General features: G+C 67.4%; 17 protein-coding genes. 9 read left to right on the top strand and 8 right to left on the bottom strand.

Annotated features, from left to right (window positions below):
- Positions 1 to 33: 33 nt before the first annotated feature.
- Positions 34 to 1,215 (top strand): vWA domain-containing protein, encoded by a 1,182-nt coding sequence (locus BLR75_RS13600; protein WP_084309595.1) that lies wholly within the window; start codon positions 34 to 36, stop codon positions 1,213 to 1,215.
- 109 nt (positions 1,216 to 1,324) lie between these two features.
- Positions 1,325 to 1,975 carry a hypothetical protein gene (locus BLR75_RS13595; protein WP_084309596.1) on the top strand — a complete coding sequence of 217 codons (651 nt, stop codon included), beginning with the start codon at positions 1,325 to 1,327 and terminating at the stop codon, positions 1,973 to 1,975.
- 42 nt (positions 1,976 to 2,017) lie between these two features.
- Here the strand turns inward: BLR75_RS13595 and BLR75_RS13590 are convergent, their stop codons facing one another.
- Both BLR75_RS13590 and BLR75_RS13585 read right to left on the bottom strand, forming a co-directional pair.
- On the bottom strand, positions 2,018 to 2,830 hold the full coding sequence (locus BLR75_RS13590) for a class I SAM-dependent methyltransferase (protein ID WP_084309597.1): 813 nt from the start codon (positions 2,828 to 2,830) through the stop codon (positions 2,018 to 2,020).
- Between the two features lie 54 nt (positions 2,831 to 2,884).
- Positions 2,885 to 3,157, bottom strand: coding sequence for a DUF4242 domain-containing protein (locus BLR75_RS13585; protein WP_084309598.1), 273 nt, complete (start codon positions 3,155 to 3,157; stop codon positions 2,885 to 2,887).
- Between the two features lie 246 nt (positions 3,158 to 3,403).
- On the opposite strand from BLR75_RS13585, the gene BLR75_RS13580 reads away from it, so the two are divergent.
- The 3 genes from BLR75_RS13580 to BLR75_RS13570 all read left to right on the top strand — a co-directional run bounded on the left by BLR75_RS13580 (position 3,404) and on the right by BLR75_RS13570 (position 5,070).
- Positions 3,404 to 3,751, top strand: a complete 348-nt coding sequence (locus tag BLR75_RS13580; protein ID WP_084309599.1) for a hypothetical protein — start codon at positions 3,404 to 3,406, stop codon at positions 3,749 to 3,751.
- Positions 3,751 to 4,719 carry an AraC family transcriptional regulator gene (locus BLR75_RS13575; RefSeq protein ID WP_084309600.1) on the top strand — a complete coding sequence of 323 codons (969 nt, stop codon included), beginning with the start codon at positions 3,751 to 3,753 and terminating at the stop codon, positions 4,717 to 4,719. The genes BLR75_RS13580 and BLR75_RS13575 overlap by 1 nt, the downstream gene beginning before the upstream one ends.
- A 141-nt stretch (positions 4,720 to 4,860) precedes the next feature.
- Positions 4,861 to 5,070: a DUF3079 domain-containing protein gene (locus BLR75_RS13570; RefSeq protein ID WP_084309601.1), complete on the top strand. Its 210-nt coding sequence runs from the start codon at positions 4,861 to 4,863 to the stop codon at positions 5,068 to 5,070.
- On the opposite strand, the gene BLR75_RS13565 is transcribed toward BLR75_RS13570, so the two are convergent.
- Positions 5,058 to 5,543, bottom strand: a complete 486-nt coding sequence (locus BLR75_RS13565; protein ID WP_084309602.1) for an adenosine-specific kinase — start codon at positions 5,541 to 5,543, stop codon at positions 5,058 to 5,060. The genes BLR75_RS13570 and BLR75_RS13565 overlap by 13 nt on opposite strands.
- A 216-nt stretch (positions 5,544 to 5,759) precedes the next feature.
- Between BLR75_RS13565 and BLR75_RS13560 the strand changes: the two genes are divergently transcribed.
- Both BLR75_RS13560 and BLR75_RS27260 read left to right on the top strand, forming a co-directional pair.
- Entirely contained in the window at positions 5,760 to 6,695 is a 936-nt protein-coding gene (locus BLR75_RS13560; RefSeq protein ID WP_084309603.1) for a DMT family transporter, read from the top strand.
- A 161-nt stretch (positions 6,696 to 6,856) separates the two neighbouring features.
- Complete coding sequence (locus BLR75_RS27260) at positions 6,857 to 6,970, top strand: PA1414 family protein (RefSeq protein WP_304363055.1); 114 nt, start codon at positions 6,857 to 6,859, stop codon at positions 6,968 to 6,970.
- 122 nt (positions 6,971 to 7,092) lie between these two features.
- Here the strand turns inward: BLR75_RS27260 and BLR75_RS13555 are convergent, their stop codons facing one another.
- The 4 genes from BLR75_RS13555 to speB form a co-directional block, all read right to left on the bottom strand.
- On the bottom strand, positions 7,093 to 7,821 hold the full coding sequence (locus BLR75_RS13555) for an MBL fold metallo-hydrolase (protein WP_084309604.1): 729 nt from the start codon (positions 7,819 to 7,821) through the stop codon (positions 7,093 to 7,095).
- A 122-nt stretch (positions 7,822 to 7,943) separates the two neighbouring features.
- Complete coding sequence (locus BLR75_RS13550) at positions 7,944 to 9,545, bottom strand: 5-guanidino-2-oxopentanoate decarboxylase (RefSeq protein ID WP_084309605.1); 1,602 nt, start codon at positions 9,543 to 9,545, stop codon at positions 7,944 to 7,946.
- A 72-nt stretch (positions 9,546 to 9,617) separates the two neighbouring features.
- The gene (locus BLR75_RS13545) at positions 9,618 to 11,009 is read right to left on the bottom strand and encodes a sodium:solute symporter family protein (RefSeq protein ID WP_084309606.1); all 1,392 of its coding nucleotides are present in this window, start codon (positions 11,007 to 11,009) and stop codon (positions 9,618 to 9,620) included.
- A gap of 136 nt (positions 11,010 to 11,145) precedes the next feature.
- The gene (speB, locus tag BLR75_RS13540) at positions 11,146 to 12,105 is read right to left on the bottom strand and encodes an agmatinase (RefSeq protein ID WP_084309607.1); all 960 of its coding nucleotides are present in this window, start codon (positions 12,103 to 12,105) and stop codon (positions 11,146 to 11,148) included.
- 279 nt (positions 12,106 to 12,384) lie between these two features.
- Here speB and BLR75_RS13535 point away from each other — a divergent pair, with 279 nt between their 5' ends.
- Positions 12,385 to 13,281 carry a LysR family transcriptional regulator gene (locus BLR75_RS13535; protein WP_084309608.1) on the top strand — a complete coding sequence of 299 codons (897 nt, stop codon included), beginning with the start codon at positions 12,385 to 12,387 and terminating at the stop codon, positions 13,279 to 13,281.
- On the top strand, positions 13,278 to 13,874 hold the full coding sequence (locus BLR75_RS13530; protein WP_084309609.1) for a tRNA-uridine aminocarboxypropyltransferase: 597 nt from the start codon (positions 13,278 to 13,280) through the stop codon (positions 13,872 to 13,874). Before BLR75_RS13535 ends, BLR75_RS13530 begins: the two co-directional genes overlap by 4 nt.
- A 74-nt stretch (positions 13,875 to 13,948) precedes the next feature.
- Here BLR75_RS13530 and BLR75_RS13525 read toward each other — a convergent pair whose 3' ends face one another.
- A complete protein-coding gene (locus BLR75_RS13525) occupies positions 13,949 to 14,425 on the bottom strand; it encodes an ester cyclase (RefSeq protein WP_084309610.1) in 477 nt (158 codons plus the stop codon).
- Between the last annotated feature and the right edge of the window lie 48 nt (positions 14,426 to 14,473).

Here is a 14,473-nt window from a genome sequence, read left to right as displayed (position 1 = left end):
TACAGGGGCATGTGCTTTAGAGAGGGTGCAGCCATGCTGCTCAACCTGTTCAACGAAATGCGCGCGGCCAGGGTGCCGGTGTCGGTGCGCGAGCTGCTCGACCTGATCGATGCGCTGAAGCACCGCGTGGTGTTCGCCGACATGGACGAGTTCTACTACCTCGCCCGCACCATCATGGTGAAGGACGAGCGCCATTTCGATAAGTTCGACCGCGCCTTCGGCGCCTACTTCAACGGTCTGCAGAAGCTCGACGACTACCTCCAGGCGCTGATTCCCGAGGAATGGCTGCGCAAGGAGTTCGAACGCATGCTGACCGACGAGGAGCGCGCGCAGATCCAGTCCCTCGGCGGCCTGGACAAGCTCATCGAGGAATTCAAGAAGCGTCTCGAGGAGCAGAAGGAGCGCCATGCCGGCGGCAACAAGTGGATCGGCACCGGCGGCACCAGTCCGTTCGGCTCCGGCGGCTTCAATCCCGAGGGCATCCGCGTCGGCGACGCCGGCAAGCGCCAGGGGCGGGCGGTGAAGGTCTGGGACCAGCGCGAGTACAAGAACCTCGACGACCAGGTCGAGCTGGGCACCCGCAACATCAAGATCGCCCTGCGCCGCCTGCGCAAGTTCGCCCGCGAAGGCGCGGCGGAAGAGCTGGACATCGATGGCACCATCGACCACACGGCGAAGGACGCCGGCCTGCTCAACATCCAGATGCGCCCGGAACGCCGCAATACGGTGAAGCTCCTGCTGCTGCTGGACATCGGCGGTTCGATGGACGCCCACGTGAAGGTCTGCGAGGAGCTGTTCTCCGCGTGCAAGACCGAGTTCAAGCACCTGGAGTACTACTACTTCCACAACTTCATCTACGAGTCGGTGTGGAAGAACAACCTGCGCCGCAGCAGCGAACGCACCGCCACCTTCGACCTGCTGCACAAGTACGGGCCGGACTGGAAGATCGTGTTCGTCGGCGACGCGGCGATGGCGCCCTACGAGATCACCCAGCCCGGCGGCAGCGTCGAGCACTGGAACGAGGAAGCCGGCTACGTCTGGATGCAGCGCTTCATGGAGAAGTACAAGAAGCTCATCTGGATCAACCCCTACCCGAAGGACACCTGGAGCTACACCCATTCCACCAAGCTGGTGAAGGAACTGGTGAAGGAGCAGATGTATCCGCTGACCCTGTCCGGGCTGGAGGAGGGGATGAGGTTCCTCTCGCGCGGTTGACGATGACGGGCGCCCCTTCGGGGGCGTTTTCGTTTCTGGCCGTGGCGCCAGTGCGGGGCTAGGCTCAAACACTCCAGACAGGGGGGTGTTTTCCCGCAGGAGGACCACCATGCGCAAGTCGACTCTTCGCCTCGCCCTACCCGCCGCCCTGCTGGCGATGTCCTGCAGTTTCGCCAGCCAGGCCGACATGACCTTCTTCGTCACCAGCCATGGCCCGGGCAAGGGCGCCGATCTCGGCGGCCTGGCCGGCGCCGACAAGTACTGCCAGGAACTGGCCGCCTCGGTCGGTGCCGACAAGCACACCTGGCGCGCCTACCTGAGCACCAACGCTGCCAACGGCACCGCCGCGATCAACGCCCGCGACCGCATCGGCAAGGGGCCGTGGCAGAACGCCAAGGGCGTGGTGATCGCCACGGATGTCGCGAATCTCCACGCCGAGAACAACCTGAACAAGCAGACCGCGCTGGACGAGCACGGCCAGGAGATCAAGGGCCGCGGCGACACGCCGAACCAGCACGACATCCTCACCGGTTCGCAGTCCGACGGCACCGCCTTCCCCGGCAGCGAGGACCACACCTGCCGCAACTGGACGAGCAGCGACGAAGGTTCGGCGCAGGTCGGCCACCACGACCGCATCGGCCTGCGCGACGACGCGCCGGCCAAGTCGTGGAACTCCTCGCACCCCTCGCGCGGCTGCAGCAGCGAGGCGCTCACGGCGACCGGCGGGGCCGGCCTGCTGTACTGCTTCGCTGCCGAATGATGGAGCATGCGCTCCCGCCCCGGGGCGGGAGCGCATCCCGGCTCAACGGCGGGTGATCACCACTTCCAGGTACTCGCTGGGCACCACCAGCGAATCCGGGCCGCCGCGGTTCAGGCCGTTCAGCAGCTCGGTCAGATCGCCCTCCAGCGCCGCGCCCTGCTCGCCGGGGAGGGCGGCGAAGGCCTTGTGGAGCGGCCCGTACCAGGTGCGGAACACCTCGATGAAGTGGGCAGCCGAGCGGTAGCGGAAGTTGAACAGGCGCCGCGTGGCGGCGATCGACGCCGCGCGGTCGCCGAACAGTTCGCTCAGGTGCGCCTCGGTGCCCCACAGCGCCGGCGGTTGCGCGCCGGGCGCTGGCGGCAGGTGGCGGCCGAGGGTCCTGAACACCTGGCCGATGAAGCCTTCCGGCGTCCAGTTGGCCAGGCCGATGCGTCCGCCCGGGCGGCAGACCCGTGCCAGCTCGCCGGCCGCCCTGGCCTGGTCGGGAGTGAACATCACGCCGAAGGTCGACAGCACGGCGTCGAAGCTGGCGTCGGCGAAGGGCAGGGCCTCGGCGTCGGCCTCCTGGAAATGCACCTCCAGGCGCTCGGCTTGGGCGCGCTCCCGGCCGCGTTCGAGCAGGGCGGGCACATAGTCGCTGGACGTCACCCGGCAGCCGCGACGGGCCGCGGCCAGGGTGGCGTTGCCGTTGCCGGCGGCGACGTCGAGCACCGCTTCGTCGCAGCGCAGGTCGCAGGCTTCGGCCAGCAGTTCGCCGACGATCTGCAGGGTGGTGCCGATCACCGCGTAGTCGCCGCTGGACCAGGCGGCCATCTGGCGGGTTTTCAGGGCGTTGAGGTCGAGTGGGCTGTTCATTGGGGCATGCCTCCACATTGCCGGGCGGGCGCCCGGCCTGGACATTGGCCGGCGTCATTCCGCCGTGGTGGGGTCGATGATCGAGCGGACCTGGGAGATTCGGTTCGCCGGGAAACCGCCGAGCTGCGCATGCTCCCGGACCAGCTCCTCGTTCGGTGCGATGTACACGCAGTACAGCCGGTCGTCGGTGACGTAGCTGTGCAGCCATTGCACCTGCCCCTCCAGTTGGGCGAGCGCCCGGCAGGACTTCTGCGAGGCGGCTTTCAGATCCCTCTCCGAGAGCTGTCCGGCTCCCGGAATTTCACGCTCGATGACGTACTTCGGCATGACGACCTCCATTGAGGCAGTTGAAGGGCACGCGGGGCGCCCGGTGGGTGAAAGCCCTCATGGCGGCGGATTATTGCGCCGGCGCCGGCCGCAGTCCTGCCTGAGCGTCGGCGATCCCTATCCCAGCGTCCGGCGACCGGATGTCGAAACGGCCCGCCATTCATCCGGCCCGGCGCGGCGGTGATCTAGGCGAGGCGCGGGGACGCGCTCAAGATGGAGGGATTCCGGCGGGCCGGGAGAGCGGGCATGGCGACCGAGGACATTCGCGCCGCGTTGCGGCGGGTGGAGACGTTGCTGCAGCAGCGTCCCGAGGCGGGGTTGCATGACGATGCGCCGGCGACGGCGCGCTGGACGGGCGGGGTGAGCACGCTCGCCAGCCACGTCGATGGCCTGCAATTGCGCACCGATCTGGCGCCTGCGCTGGGCGGTGCCGGCGCAGGGGTGACGCCGGGCTGGCTGGTGCGCGCGGGGCGCGACGTCCCGGCGCAACGCTTGCGCGAACTGGTGCAGCGGAGCCAGGAACTGTCGCCGGTGTCCTGCGCGCTGGAAGCGCCATTGCCGGTGCGGGTGGACATCGCGGTCGAAGACCGCTGATGGACGCGCTCTCGGAAACCCTGCGTGTGGTGCGCCTGATCGGGGCGATCTTCATCAACGCACGCTTCACCGCGCCCTGGTGCTACCAGTCGCCGCGCGCCGACACGGTGGCGCCATTGCTGGAGCCCGGCGCCGAGCGTGTGGTGATCTTCCATCTGATCACCGAAGGCGAGTGCCACGTGGAACTGGGCGGGGAAGCCATCCGCCTGGTGGCCGGCGATGCGGTGCTCTTCCCCCAGGGCGACGCCCATCGCATGACCTCCCAGCCCGGCCTGCCGCCGGCCCGCGGCGCGCAGCTGGAAACGGTGCTGTCGCGCCGGCCGCGCCAGCTGTCCTATGGCGGCGGCGGGGCGGTGACGCGCCTGGTGTGCGGCTACCTGGCCTGCGATGCGCGGCTCGCGGAAATGCTGCTGGCAGGGCTGCCGCCGCTGGTGAAGGTCAATGTGCGCGGCTCCAGCGCGGGCCTCTGGCTGGAGTCCTCGGTGCGCTACGCGCTGGACGAGGCGCGTTCGCCGCGGCCGGGCGGCGCCGGGGTGCTGGCCAAGCTGGCCGAGGTGCTGTTCATCGAGGTCCTGCGCCTGTACATGCACGAGCAGGGCGAGGGGCGGACCGGCTGGCTGGCCGGTGTCAGCGACCGCATCGTCGGTGCCGCGCTGAATTCCCTGCACCGGCAGCCGGCGCATCCCTGGACGCTGGACGAACTGGCGCGCAGCGCCGGCACCTCGCGCTCGGTGCTGGCCGAGCGCTTCCAGACGATGGTGGGCAGCTCGCCGATGCACTACCTGACCCGCTGGCGCATGCTGCTCGCGGCCAACCTGCTCAGCCGCAGCAACGCCCCGCTGGCGCGCATCGCCGAGGACGTCGGCTACCAGACCGATACCGCCTTCAGCCGCGCCTTCCGCCGCGAGTACGGCGCACCGCCGGCGGCCTGGCGGCGCAGTCGCCTGGCCCGCGAGCGGGCCGGCTGAGCCTCACGGCTTGCAGCCGATCCTGCGCGCCGCTGCCGGGGCGGCGACGGACGGCTGCATAAGCCTTGCGTCGAATCAAGATGTGCCCCGGGGATGGTCGTTAGGCTGTGGAAGAGTCCACCCACTCCGCAGGACGTCCCCATGGCCAAGAAATTCCCCCTTCTGCCGAAACATCCCGAGCGCATCTGCTGGGGCTGCGACAAGTACTGCCCGGCGAGCAACATGGCCTGCGGCAACGGCTCCAGCCGCACCATGCATCCGATGGAGACGCTGGGCGAGGACTGGTTCGAGCTGCTGGATATCACCGCCGAGAGCGACAGCGCCGACGCCCCTGCGGATCAGAGCTTGTAGCCGATCCTGCGCAGCAGGTCCTTGCGCGCGGCGATGTCCGCGTCGCCCTCGATACCCTTCGGGCCGAAACCGTCCACCACACCGAGAATGCCGCGGCCCTGGTCGGTCTCGGCGAGCAGCACTTCGGTCGGATTGGCGGTGGCGCAGTAGATGCGGCACACCTCGGGCACCATCTTCAGGGTGTTCAGCACGTTCAGCGGGTAGTAGCCGTCGCCGAGGAACAGGATGAAGGAGTGGCCGGCGCCGATGGCCTGGGCGTTCTTCTTCGCCAGTTCGACCAGCGCGTCGTCGTTGCCGGACCAGCGCACCAGGCAGGGGCCGGACGCCTCGCAGAAGGCCAGCCCGAAGCGGATGCCGGACACCGCGCCCACCAGCGCCTCGTGGATGTCTTCCACCGACTTGATGAAATGCGTCTGGCCGAGAATGAAGTTGGTGTCGTCCGGCTTGGTGATCTTCACGGTGATGAACAGCATCGCTTTTTCCCTCCGTCAGCCGTTCGTCAAGCATAGTTCCCCCGGCCGGTGCCGGTTCCGAAGCCGTGGATGTCGGATTGCCGTTGGCATCCATGCCCCGCGATTGTCGATAATCCTCCACATTCCTGGGCGCCTTGCCCGTCTTCTGCCGAGCCTGACCATGCCTGCCTGCTTCGAGTGCCAGCCGTCGTCCGCCTTCCGTCCATGGAGGCGCCCATGAGTGCAGTACGCAAGGGCGCCGATGGATTCCTCCTGCAACTGATGGTCGTGCTCTGCATCATCTGGGGCATGCAGCAGGTGATGATCAAGATGGCCGCCCCGGACATCGCGCCGATCATGCAGGCGGTCGGCCGTTCGGCCATCGCCGCGCTGCTGGTCGGCCTGCTGATGTGCTGGCGCGGCGGCTGGGAGGGAATGCGGCACGGCACGCTGGGCGCCGGGCTGGCGGCGGGCGTGCTGTTCGCCCTGGAGTTCCTGTTCATCGCCCTCGGGCTGCAGTACACCACCGCCTCGCACATGGCGGTGTTCCTCTATACCGCGCCGATCTTTTCGGCACTCGCGCTGCATTTCCTGCTGCCCAGCGAACGCCTGCGGTCCCTGCAGTGGCTGGGGATCGCCGTGTGCTTCGGCGGCGTGGCGGTGGCCTTCGGCGGCGGCATGGACTTCGCCAGCATGGACCGGCGCATGCTGCTCGGCGACGCGCTGGGCGTGCTGGGCGGCGCGGCCTGGGGCTTCACCACGGTGGTGGTGCGGACCACCCGGTTGTCCGAGGCGCCGCCGAGCCTGACGCTGTTCTACCAGCTGTTCGTCGCGGCGATCCTGTTGCTGCTGGTGGCCGTGGCGATCGGCGACGTCGGCAAGGTTCGGCTGACACCGCTGGGCGTGGGCAGCGTGCTGTTCCAGGGCGTGCTGGTGTCGTTCTTCAGCTACTTCGCCTGGTTCTGGCTGCTGCGCCGCTACCTGGCGTCGAACATCGGCGTGTTTTCCTTCATGACGCCGCTGTTCGGCGTCACCTTCGGTGTGCTGCTGCTGGACGAGCCGCTGACGTTCAATTTCATCGCCGGCGCCGTGCTGGTGCTGCTGGGGATAACTCTGGTCAGCAGCGAACAGTGGGTGCGCCGGTTTCTGGCGAACAACCTGGGCCGCGCTTGATTCAGGTCAGGCAGGAAAATCCCTACAGCCCGTAAGCTTTGTTTCAAGGAATGAGTGGCACGGGCGGAGAGTGGGACGCCGGGCTACTCTTTCCGAGGGTGGCCCCTTCTCTTTCTTAAGAAAGGGGCCACCCACTTCACTCTCCTCAAAGGGGGTCAACCATGAAACTCTGGCTGCAAGCTCTGGCGTGGAAAATCGGAGTCACGCTCGGTCTGATCGAGCCTCCGCGGTTGCAACCCATCCCAATCCCCTCCGAAAGGCAGCGCCGCCGCTGATATCCAGCTGTACCAATGCCAACTTCCTGCCCGCTATATGCGGGTAGGTTGCGTTTGGGCGTCCGATTTTTGTACAAGCGGGCCATGCCCGCGAAATCGTGGGCCGCGGGCATGGCCCGCTCCTACGACCTGTGCGCGCTGAACCACTCGTCGATCATTTCCCGCAAGCGTTCTCCGGAAAAACTCGGGAAATGCCCGCCATGCACCGTGCGCACCGGCAATGCGCGCAGGCGTTCCAGGCTTCTGGCGTAGTCGTCGAGGTTGGAGTGGTAGGCGTCTTCCACCAGCGGGCCGTCGTAGATGATGTCGCCGGAGAACAGCGTCTGCGTCGCCGCTTCCCACAGGCTGATGCCGCCCGGTGAATGGCCGGGGGTGTGCAGCACTTCCAGCACGCGGTTGCCCAGGTCCAGCACGTCGCCATCCTCGACCGTGCCCGTCGCCGGGGCGGCCTTGATGGCGTATTCGGCGTAGCACAGCGGGCAATCCGGATGGGCGTCGAACATCGGGTCGCCGATGCACAGGTCGGCCAGGGTGCGCCGGTTGTCGGGGGAGGCGAGGATGTCGGCTTCGGCGGGATGCACCAGGCGTTCGGCGAATTCGTGGTGGCCGGCGATATGGTCGAAATGGGTGTGGCTGGCGACGGCCAGCAGCGGGCGTTCGGTGAGCCAGGGCAGTTGCTCGCGCAGGCTGACCAGGCCGGAGCCGCTGTCGATCAGCAGGTCGCGGTCACGGCCCTGGATATGCCACATGTTGCAGCGGTAGAAGGGCCGGATGTACGGCTCGTGGATCAGGGCGATGCCGTCGTAGCAGTGACGGATCTCGAACCACTGGTCGCGGGTGACGATTTTCATGGAGCCGGTCCTTGTTCCAGTCGGGAACCTGTAGGAGCGGGCCATGCCCGCGATTCGCGCGCATGGCGCGCTCCTACAAGGTGGCACCCTCGCTCATTGGAGGAAAGGGTGCCGGCTTCCACTCAGGGCGCGAACGGCGCCGCCTCCAGCACTTCGACGATCAGCGGTCGATCCGCCGGTGCATTGCGCAGCAGTTCCTGCAGATGCGCATGGTCGCGGGCGCGTTCGGCGGCGCAGCCGAAGCCACGGGCGATGGCGAGGAAGTCCGGGGTGTAGATATCCACACCCAGCGGCGTGATCTCGCGGCGCTCCATGTAGCGCTTGATCTCGCCGTAGCCGTGGTTGTTCCACAGCAACACGATGATGCCGACCTTGGCTTCCACCGCGCTGGCCAGTTCGGTCATGGTGAACTGCAGGCCGCCGTCGCCCATCAGGCTGATCACCGGGCGCGACGGATCGCCAAGTTTCGCGCCGATGGCTGCCGGCAGGCCGTAGCCGAGGGTGCCGTAGCCGGTGGAGGCGTTGAACCAGCGGCGCGCGCCGTCCAGTTCGACCAGGTGGTTGCCGCTGTACACGGTCTGCGTGGAGTCGCCGACGAAGCGCGCCTCCGGCAGCACCTCGAGGATACTGTCGAACAGCGTGCGGTAGTGCGCCCAGCCGGAGAAGTCCTCCGCCAACTGCGCACGCACGGCAGCCGCGCGCCGGGCGCCGGGGCTGTCCGGGCGGGCTTCGGCGGCCGGCAGGTCCGCCAGCAGCACGCGCATGGCCAGGCGGGCGTCGCTGTGGATGGCGATGCTCGGCACGAAGTTGCGCACCAGTTGCTGCGGATCGATGTCGATTCGGATCAGTTCGCCACCGATGCGGAAGTTGCCGTCGAACACCACGTCGTAGTCGGTCTCGCCCAGTTCGGTGCCGATGGCCAGCACCACGTCGGCCTCTTCGGCGAGCTGGCGCACCGGCACCAGCGACTGGTTGCTGCCGATCAGCAGCGGATGGTCCGGCTGCAGCAGGCCCTTGGCGTTGATGGTCAGCGCGGTCGGCGCGTCCAGCGCGGCGGCCAGGGCGCGGGCTTCGGCCTGGGCCTCGACGCAGCCGCCGCCGAGCAGCAGCAGCGGCTTCTTCGCGGTGCGCAGCCTGGTCGCCGCTTCGCGCAGCTGTGCCAGGGCCGGGGCAGGGCGGGGCAGTTGTACGCGCGGCTGGATCTTCAGGTGGTCGGCCGGGGCGGTGATGATGTCCAGCGGCAGCTCGATGTGCACCGGGCGCGGGCGCTCGCTGTCGAACACGGCGAAGGCGCGGGCCAGCACGGCGGGCAGTTGCTCGACGCTCATCAGCGTGTGGCTGAAGGCGCTGACGCCGGCGGTCATGGCGCGCTGGTTGGGCAGTTCGTGCAGGTAGCCGTTGCCGTGGCCGAGGCGCGAGCGCTCGTTGACGCTGGAGATCACCAGCATCGGGATCGAGTCGGCGTAGGCCTGGCCCATGGCGGTGAGGATGTTGGTCATCCCCGGGCCGGTGATGATGAAGCACACGCCCGGCTTGCCGGTGACGCGCGCGTAGCCGTCGGCCATGAAGCCGGCGCCCTGTTCGTGGCGCGGGGTGACGTGGCGGATGCCGCTGTCCGGCAGGCCGCGATAGAGCTCGACGGTGTGCACGCCGGGGATGCCGAACACGGTGTCGACGCCCCAGGCTTCGAGTTGCTTGACGAGGAATTCGCCGCAGGTGGTCATGGCAGTTCCTTTGGATTCGCTATGAATGAAAGGGGCGCGAAACCGCGCCCCCTTTTCTTGCCGATGCGTCGATCAGACCGCGCTGGCGACCGCCGCCGGGCGGCGCGACAGCAGGCTGATGACCACGAAGCTGACGGCGCCCACCGCGAGGCTGTAGTAGATCGGGGTGTTGGCGTCGAGGCCGTCCTTGAGCATGAAGGCCATCGAGGTCAGGCTGCCGAGGGCCATGCTGGAGATGGCGCCGACGGTGGTCGCGCGCTTCCAGTACACCGCGCCGAGCAGCGGGATGAGCATGCCGCCGACCAGCAGGTTGTAGGCCAGGGTCAGGGCGCTGATCACGTCGCTGACGACCAGGGCGATGGCCAGCACCACGAGGCCGAGCAGCAGGGTGGACAGGCGGTTCTCGTGCACGTCGCCGTTCGCGTCCTCGCCACGGCCCTTGCGCAGACGCGGCAGGAGGTCCTGGGTGACGGTGGTGGAGGCGGCGAGCAGGCCGGCGCTGGCGGTGGACATCAGGGCTGCCAGGGCGGCAGCGATTACCAGTCCGCGGATGCCGTTCGGCAGGCTCAGCTGGACGATGCTGGCGAAGGCGTTGTTGACGTTGTCCAGGTCAGGCAGCAGCACCTTGGCGGCCATGCCGATCAGGGCGCCCGCCAGGCCGTACAGGACGCAGTAGATGCCTGCGGCGGAGCCGGCGACGCGGGCGACGTTCTCGGTGCGGGCGGTGAACACGCGCTGCCAGATGTCCTGGCCGATGAAGATGCCGAAGAAGTAGATCAGGAAGTAGGTGACGATGGTGTCCCAGCCGATCGCGGTGAAATCGAAGTAGCTGGCCGGCAGCCTGGCTACCAGGGCGTCCCAGCCGCCCACGTCGCTGATCGACATCGGCAGCAGGAGGAACACCAGGCCGATGGTCATGATCAGGAACTGCACGATGTCGGTGAGGGTCAGCGACCACATGCCGCCGATGGTGGAGTAGAGCACCACGACGCCGCCGCCGATCAGGATCGATACCCAGAACGGCAGGCCGAACAGCACGTTCATCACGGTGCCGATGGCGATGGTCGAGGTGGCGCCGATCATCAGCGCGTAGACCAGCATGATCGCGGCGCTGGCATGGCGCGCGGTGGGGTTGTAGCGGCGCTCCAGTACCTGGGTGACGGTGTAGATCTTCAGTTTCAGCAGCGGCTTGGCGAGGAACAGGCTGATCCCCATGATGCCCAGGCCGAGCGCGGCGCACAGCCAGAAGCCGGAAATGCCGTGGACGTAGCCGAGGCGCACGGTACCGATGGTGGAGGCGCCGCCGAGCACGGTGGCGGCCATGGTGCCGAGGTAGAAGCCGGGGCCGAGGTTACGGCCGGCCACCAGATAGTCGTCACGGGTCTTGGCGCGGCGCATGCCGTACCAGCCAAGGGCGATCATGCCGGCGGCATAGATCAGTACAACGAAGATATCCAGGCTCATTTTCGGCCCCTCACTTGGATTGTAATTGTTGTCGGCCCGGACTACGGGCGGTGAAGCATCGGACCGGTGGTGGCCGGTCGCTGGGGTACTACGGTCGATCGGCGCTGCCGGCGGTGGACGACGGCAGCGCGCCGGCTCAGCGGCGTTCTACACCCGGCAGCACGCAGAGCATTTCGTAGAGCAGGTTGGCGCCCAGCAGCGAGGTGTTGCCGGTGGTGTCGTAGGGCGGGGAGACTTCCACCAGGTCGCAGCCGATCAGGTCGAGGCCCTGGCAGCCACGGATGATTTCCATCGCCTGGATGGTGGTCAGGCCGCCGATTTCCGGGGTACCGGTGCCGGGCGCCCAGGCCGGGTCGATGCCGTCGATGTCGAAGGACAGGTACACCGGGCCGCCGCCGACCTTCTCGCGGACTTCCGCCATCAGCGGCTGCAGCGACTTGTGCCAGCATTCTTCGGCCTGCACCACGCGGAAGCCCTGCTTGCGGCTCCAGTTGAAGTCCTCGGCGGTGTAGCCCTGGGCGCGCAGGCCGATCTGCACCACGCGGTCGCAATCCAGCAGGCCCTCTTCCACGGCGCGGCGGAAGGTGGTGCCGTGGGCGATCTTCTCTCCGAACATGTGGTCGTTGACGTCGGCGTGGGCGTCGATGTGCACCAGGCCGACCTTGCCGTGTTTCTTGTGGATGGCGCGGAGGATCGGCAGGGTGATGGTGTGGTCGCCGCCAAGGGTGATCGGGACGATGCCGTGGTCGAGGATCCTGTCGTAGGCCTCCTCGATGATGCGCACGGCTTCCAGCAGGTTGAAGGTGTTGATCGCCACGTCGCCGATGTCGGCCACGTTCAGCGAGTCGAACGGGGCGGCGCCGGTGGCCATGTTGTACGGACGGATCATCACCGATTCGGCGCGGATTTCGCGCGGCCCGAAGCGGGTGCCGGAACGCAGGGAGGTGCCGATGTCCAGCGGTACGCCGACGAAGGCGGCATCCAGCCGGTCGAGTTCTTCGGGGGCCTGGATGTGCGGCAGGCGCATCATGGTGGCGATGCCGCCGAATCGCGGCATTTCGTTTCCGCCCAGGGGCTGGTGAAGTTGCTTGTCCATGGGGAGGCCTCACGCTGATGTTTTGTTATCGGGATAGCTTTTCGCTACTGAGGACGGATTTTCTTCAGGAGGGGCAGGGGGAAAAATCGCTGAGGGCAAATAATCAGTTCAGGATTTTCTAAACTATCAGCTGCGGCCCGGTCTGCGCGCTTTTGTCGCAGGTGCCGTCTGGCAGTCAGCAACCATCGGGGCTGAAGGGCGGCCGCTGATATATGTCAGGCGCGTGTCACTCAAGGGACCCGTAAAGTAGCGCCCTTTCCATCCCTCCCGGAGCCGCCCATGAGCGCCAGCGCCCTGCCCGACATCAAGCTCCTGCGCATCTTCGCCAGCATCGTGCGCAACCAGGGCTTCGCCGCCGCCCAGCAGGAGCTGAACCTTTCCACCTCGGCGATCAGCACCTACATGAGCCAGCTGGAGAGCCAGCTCGGCATCGTCCTCTGCCACCGTGGCCGCGGCGGTTTCGGCCTGACCGAGAAGGGCGAGCTGTTCCACCAGGAAGTCCTGCGCATCCTCGGTGAGCTGGACGGCTTCGAACGCTACGCGGCGGCGCTCAAGGGCGAACTGCGCGGCACCCTCAATCTCGGCGTGCTCGATTCCACCGTGAGCGATGCGGCACTGCCGCTGGCCGAGGTGATCGGCGCGTTCAGCAGCCTGTATCCGGCGGTGCACCTGCATCTGCAGGTGCAGAGTCCCTACGACCTGCAGATGGCGGTGCTGGAAAACCGCCTGGACCTGGCCATCGGCTCCTTCTTCAGCCGCATGAACGGCCTGGTCTACCAGCCGCTCTATCGCGAGCAGCACTGGCTGTACTGCAGCGACCGCCACCCGCTGTTCGACGGCCGGCGCATCCCGGCGGAAGTGATCACCCAGCAGCGCATGGTCGGCCGCGGCTACTGGAGCCAGGCGGAGCTGGCGCGGCACGGCTTCAAGCACAGCGCGGCGACGGTGGAGAGCATGGAGGCGCAGCTGATCCTGATCCTTTCCGGCGGCTACATCGGCTACCTGCCCGAGCACTATGCGCACTCCTGGGTCGAGCAGCGGCGCCTGCGCGCGCTGCTGCCGGCGACCTTCGGCTACCAGGCGCCGTTCTCGCTGATCCTCCGCCGCGGCCGCACCCGCGAACCGCTGATCCAGAACTTCCGCGACCTGCTGCGCACGCAGACGGGGCTGGCATGAGCGCCCGTCCGCGTTGCCCGCGCTGCGAGCGGCCGCTGACGCACTGCCTGTGCGCGCTGATCCCGCATCTGCCCAGCCGTACGCGGGTGCTGGTGCTGCAGCATCCGAGCGAGGTCGGCCACGCGCTGAATACGGCGCGGCTGGCGGTGCTGGGGCTGGAGAACGCCGGGCTGTTGGTGGGCGAGCGTTTCGAGCCGCAGGAATGGCAGCGGGAGGGATACCGGCCGTGGCTGCTATTCCCTGGCGATGAGGCTTGTTCGCTGGCGGAGGTGGCTTCTGGCTGCACGGACGAACCCTGCCTGCTGATCGTCCCCGACGGCACCTGGCGCAAGGCGCGCAAGCTGCTGCATGTGAATCCGGAGCTGGCGGCGTTGCCGCGGGTGGTGCTGCCGGAGGGGCTGAGTTCGCGCTACCGCCTGAGAAAGGCGCCGGCCGAAGGCGCGCTGTCGACCATCGAGGCGGTGGTGCATGCGCTGAATGCTTTGGAATCGGCCAGCTTCGATGAGTTGCTGCGGCCATTCGAGGCGCTGATCGACGGGCAGATCGCGGCGATGGGCGAAGAGACCTTCCGGCGTAACCACCAGAAACCGTAGGAGCGGGCCATGCCCGCGAAAATATCACCGTACCGGCGGTCGCGGGCATGGCCCGCTCCTACGGGGCGCGCGTTTTACCAGCCCAGCTGCTTGTGCAGCCCGAGCGCGTCGTAGTAGTCGCCCTGGTAGACGATCTTGCCGTCCTTCACTTTCACGTAGCTGACGCCAGCGAACGACAGCGGCTTGTTGGTTGCCGGGGTCTGGGCGTCCCAGGCGCCGGTGTTGTTGCCGCTGAAGGTCCACTGGAAGGCGATGCCGTCCTTGTCGACGATGGGTGTGCCATTCATCTTCCACGTCAGGTCCGGCACGGCGCCGACGAATACCTTGATCACGTTGTCCCGCGCCGCTTCACGGCCTTTCTGCGGGGTGCCGACTGTGACGTCGAAGTATTCCGCATCCTCGGCCAGGTAGCTGGCCGCCTTCTCGGCGTCATGGGCGTTCCACGCCGCCATGTAGTCGTCGATGATCTGCTTGGGTGAGTCCGCGGCCTGGGCCAGGCCGGCGAGGGTTAACAGCGACAGCAGGTAAAACGCCCTGGCGATTTGACGCATGCTTGCCTCCGTTGCGGGTGTGCCCCGCGGGGTGAGGGCCGGATGGCC

The sequence above is a fragment of the Pseudomonas jinjuensis genome (assembly GCF_900103845.1).
Lineage (GTDB): Bacteria > Pseudomonadota > Gammaproteobacteria > Pseudomonadales > Pseudomonadaceae > Pseudomonas > Pseudomonas jinjuensis.
Note: the sequence above shows the minus strand (reverse complement) of the source record. Positions and strands in the feature narration are given on the sequence as shown.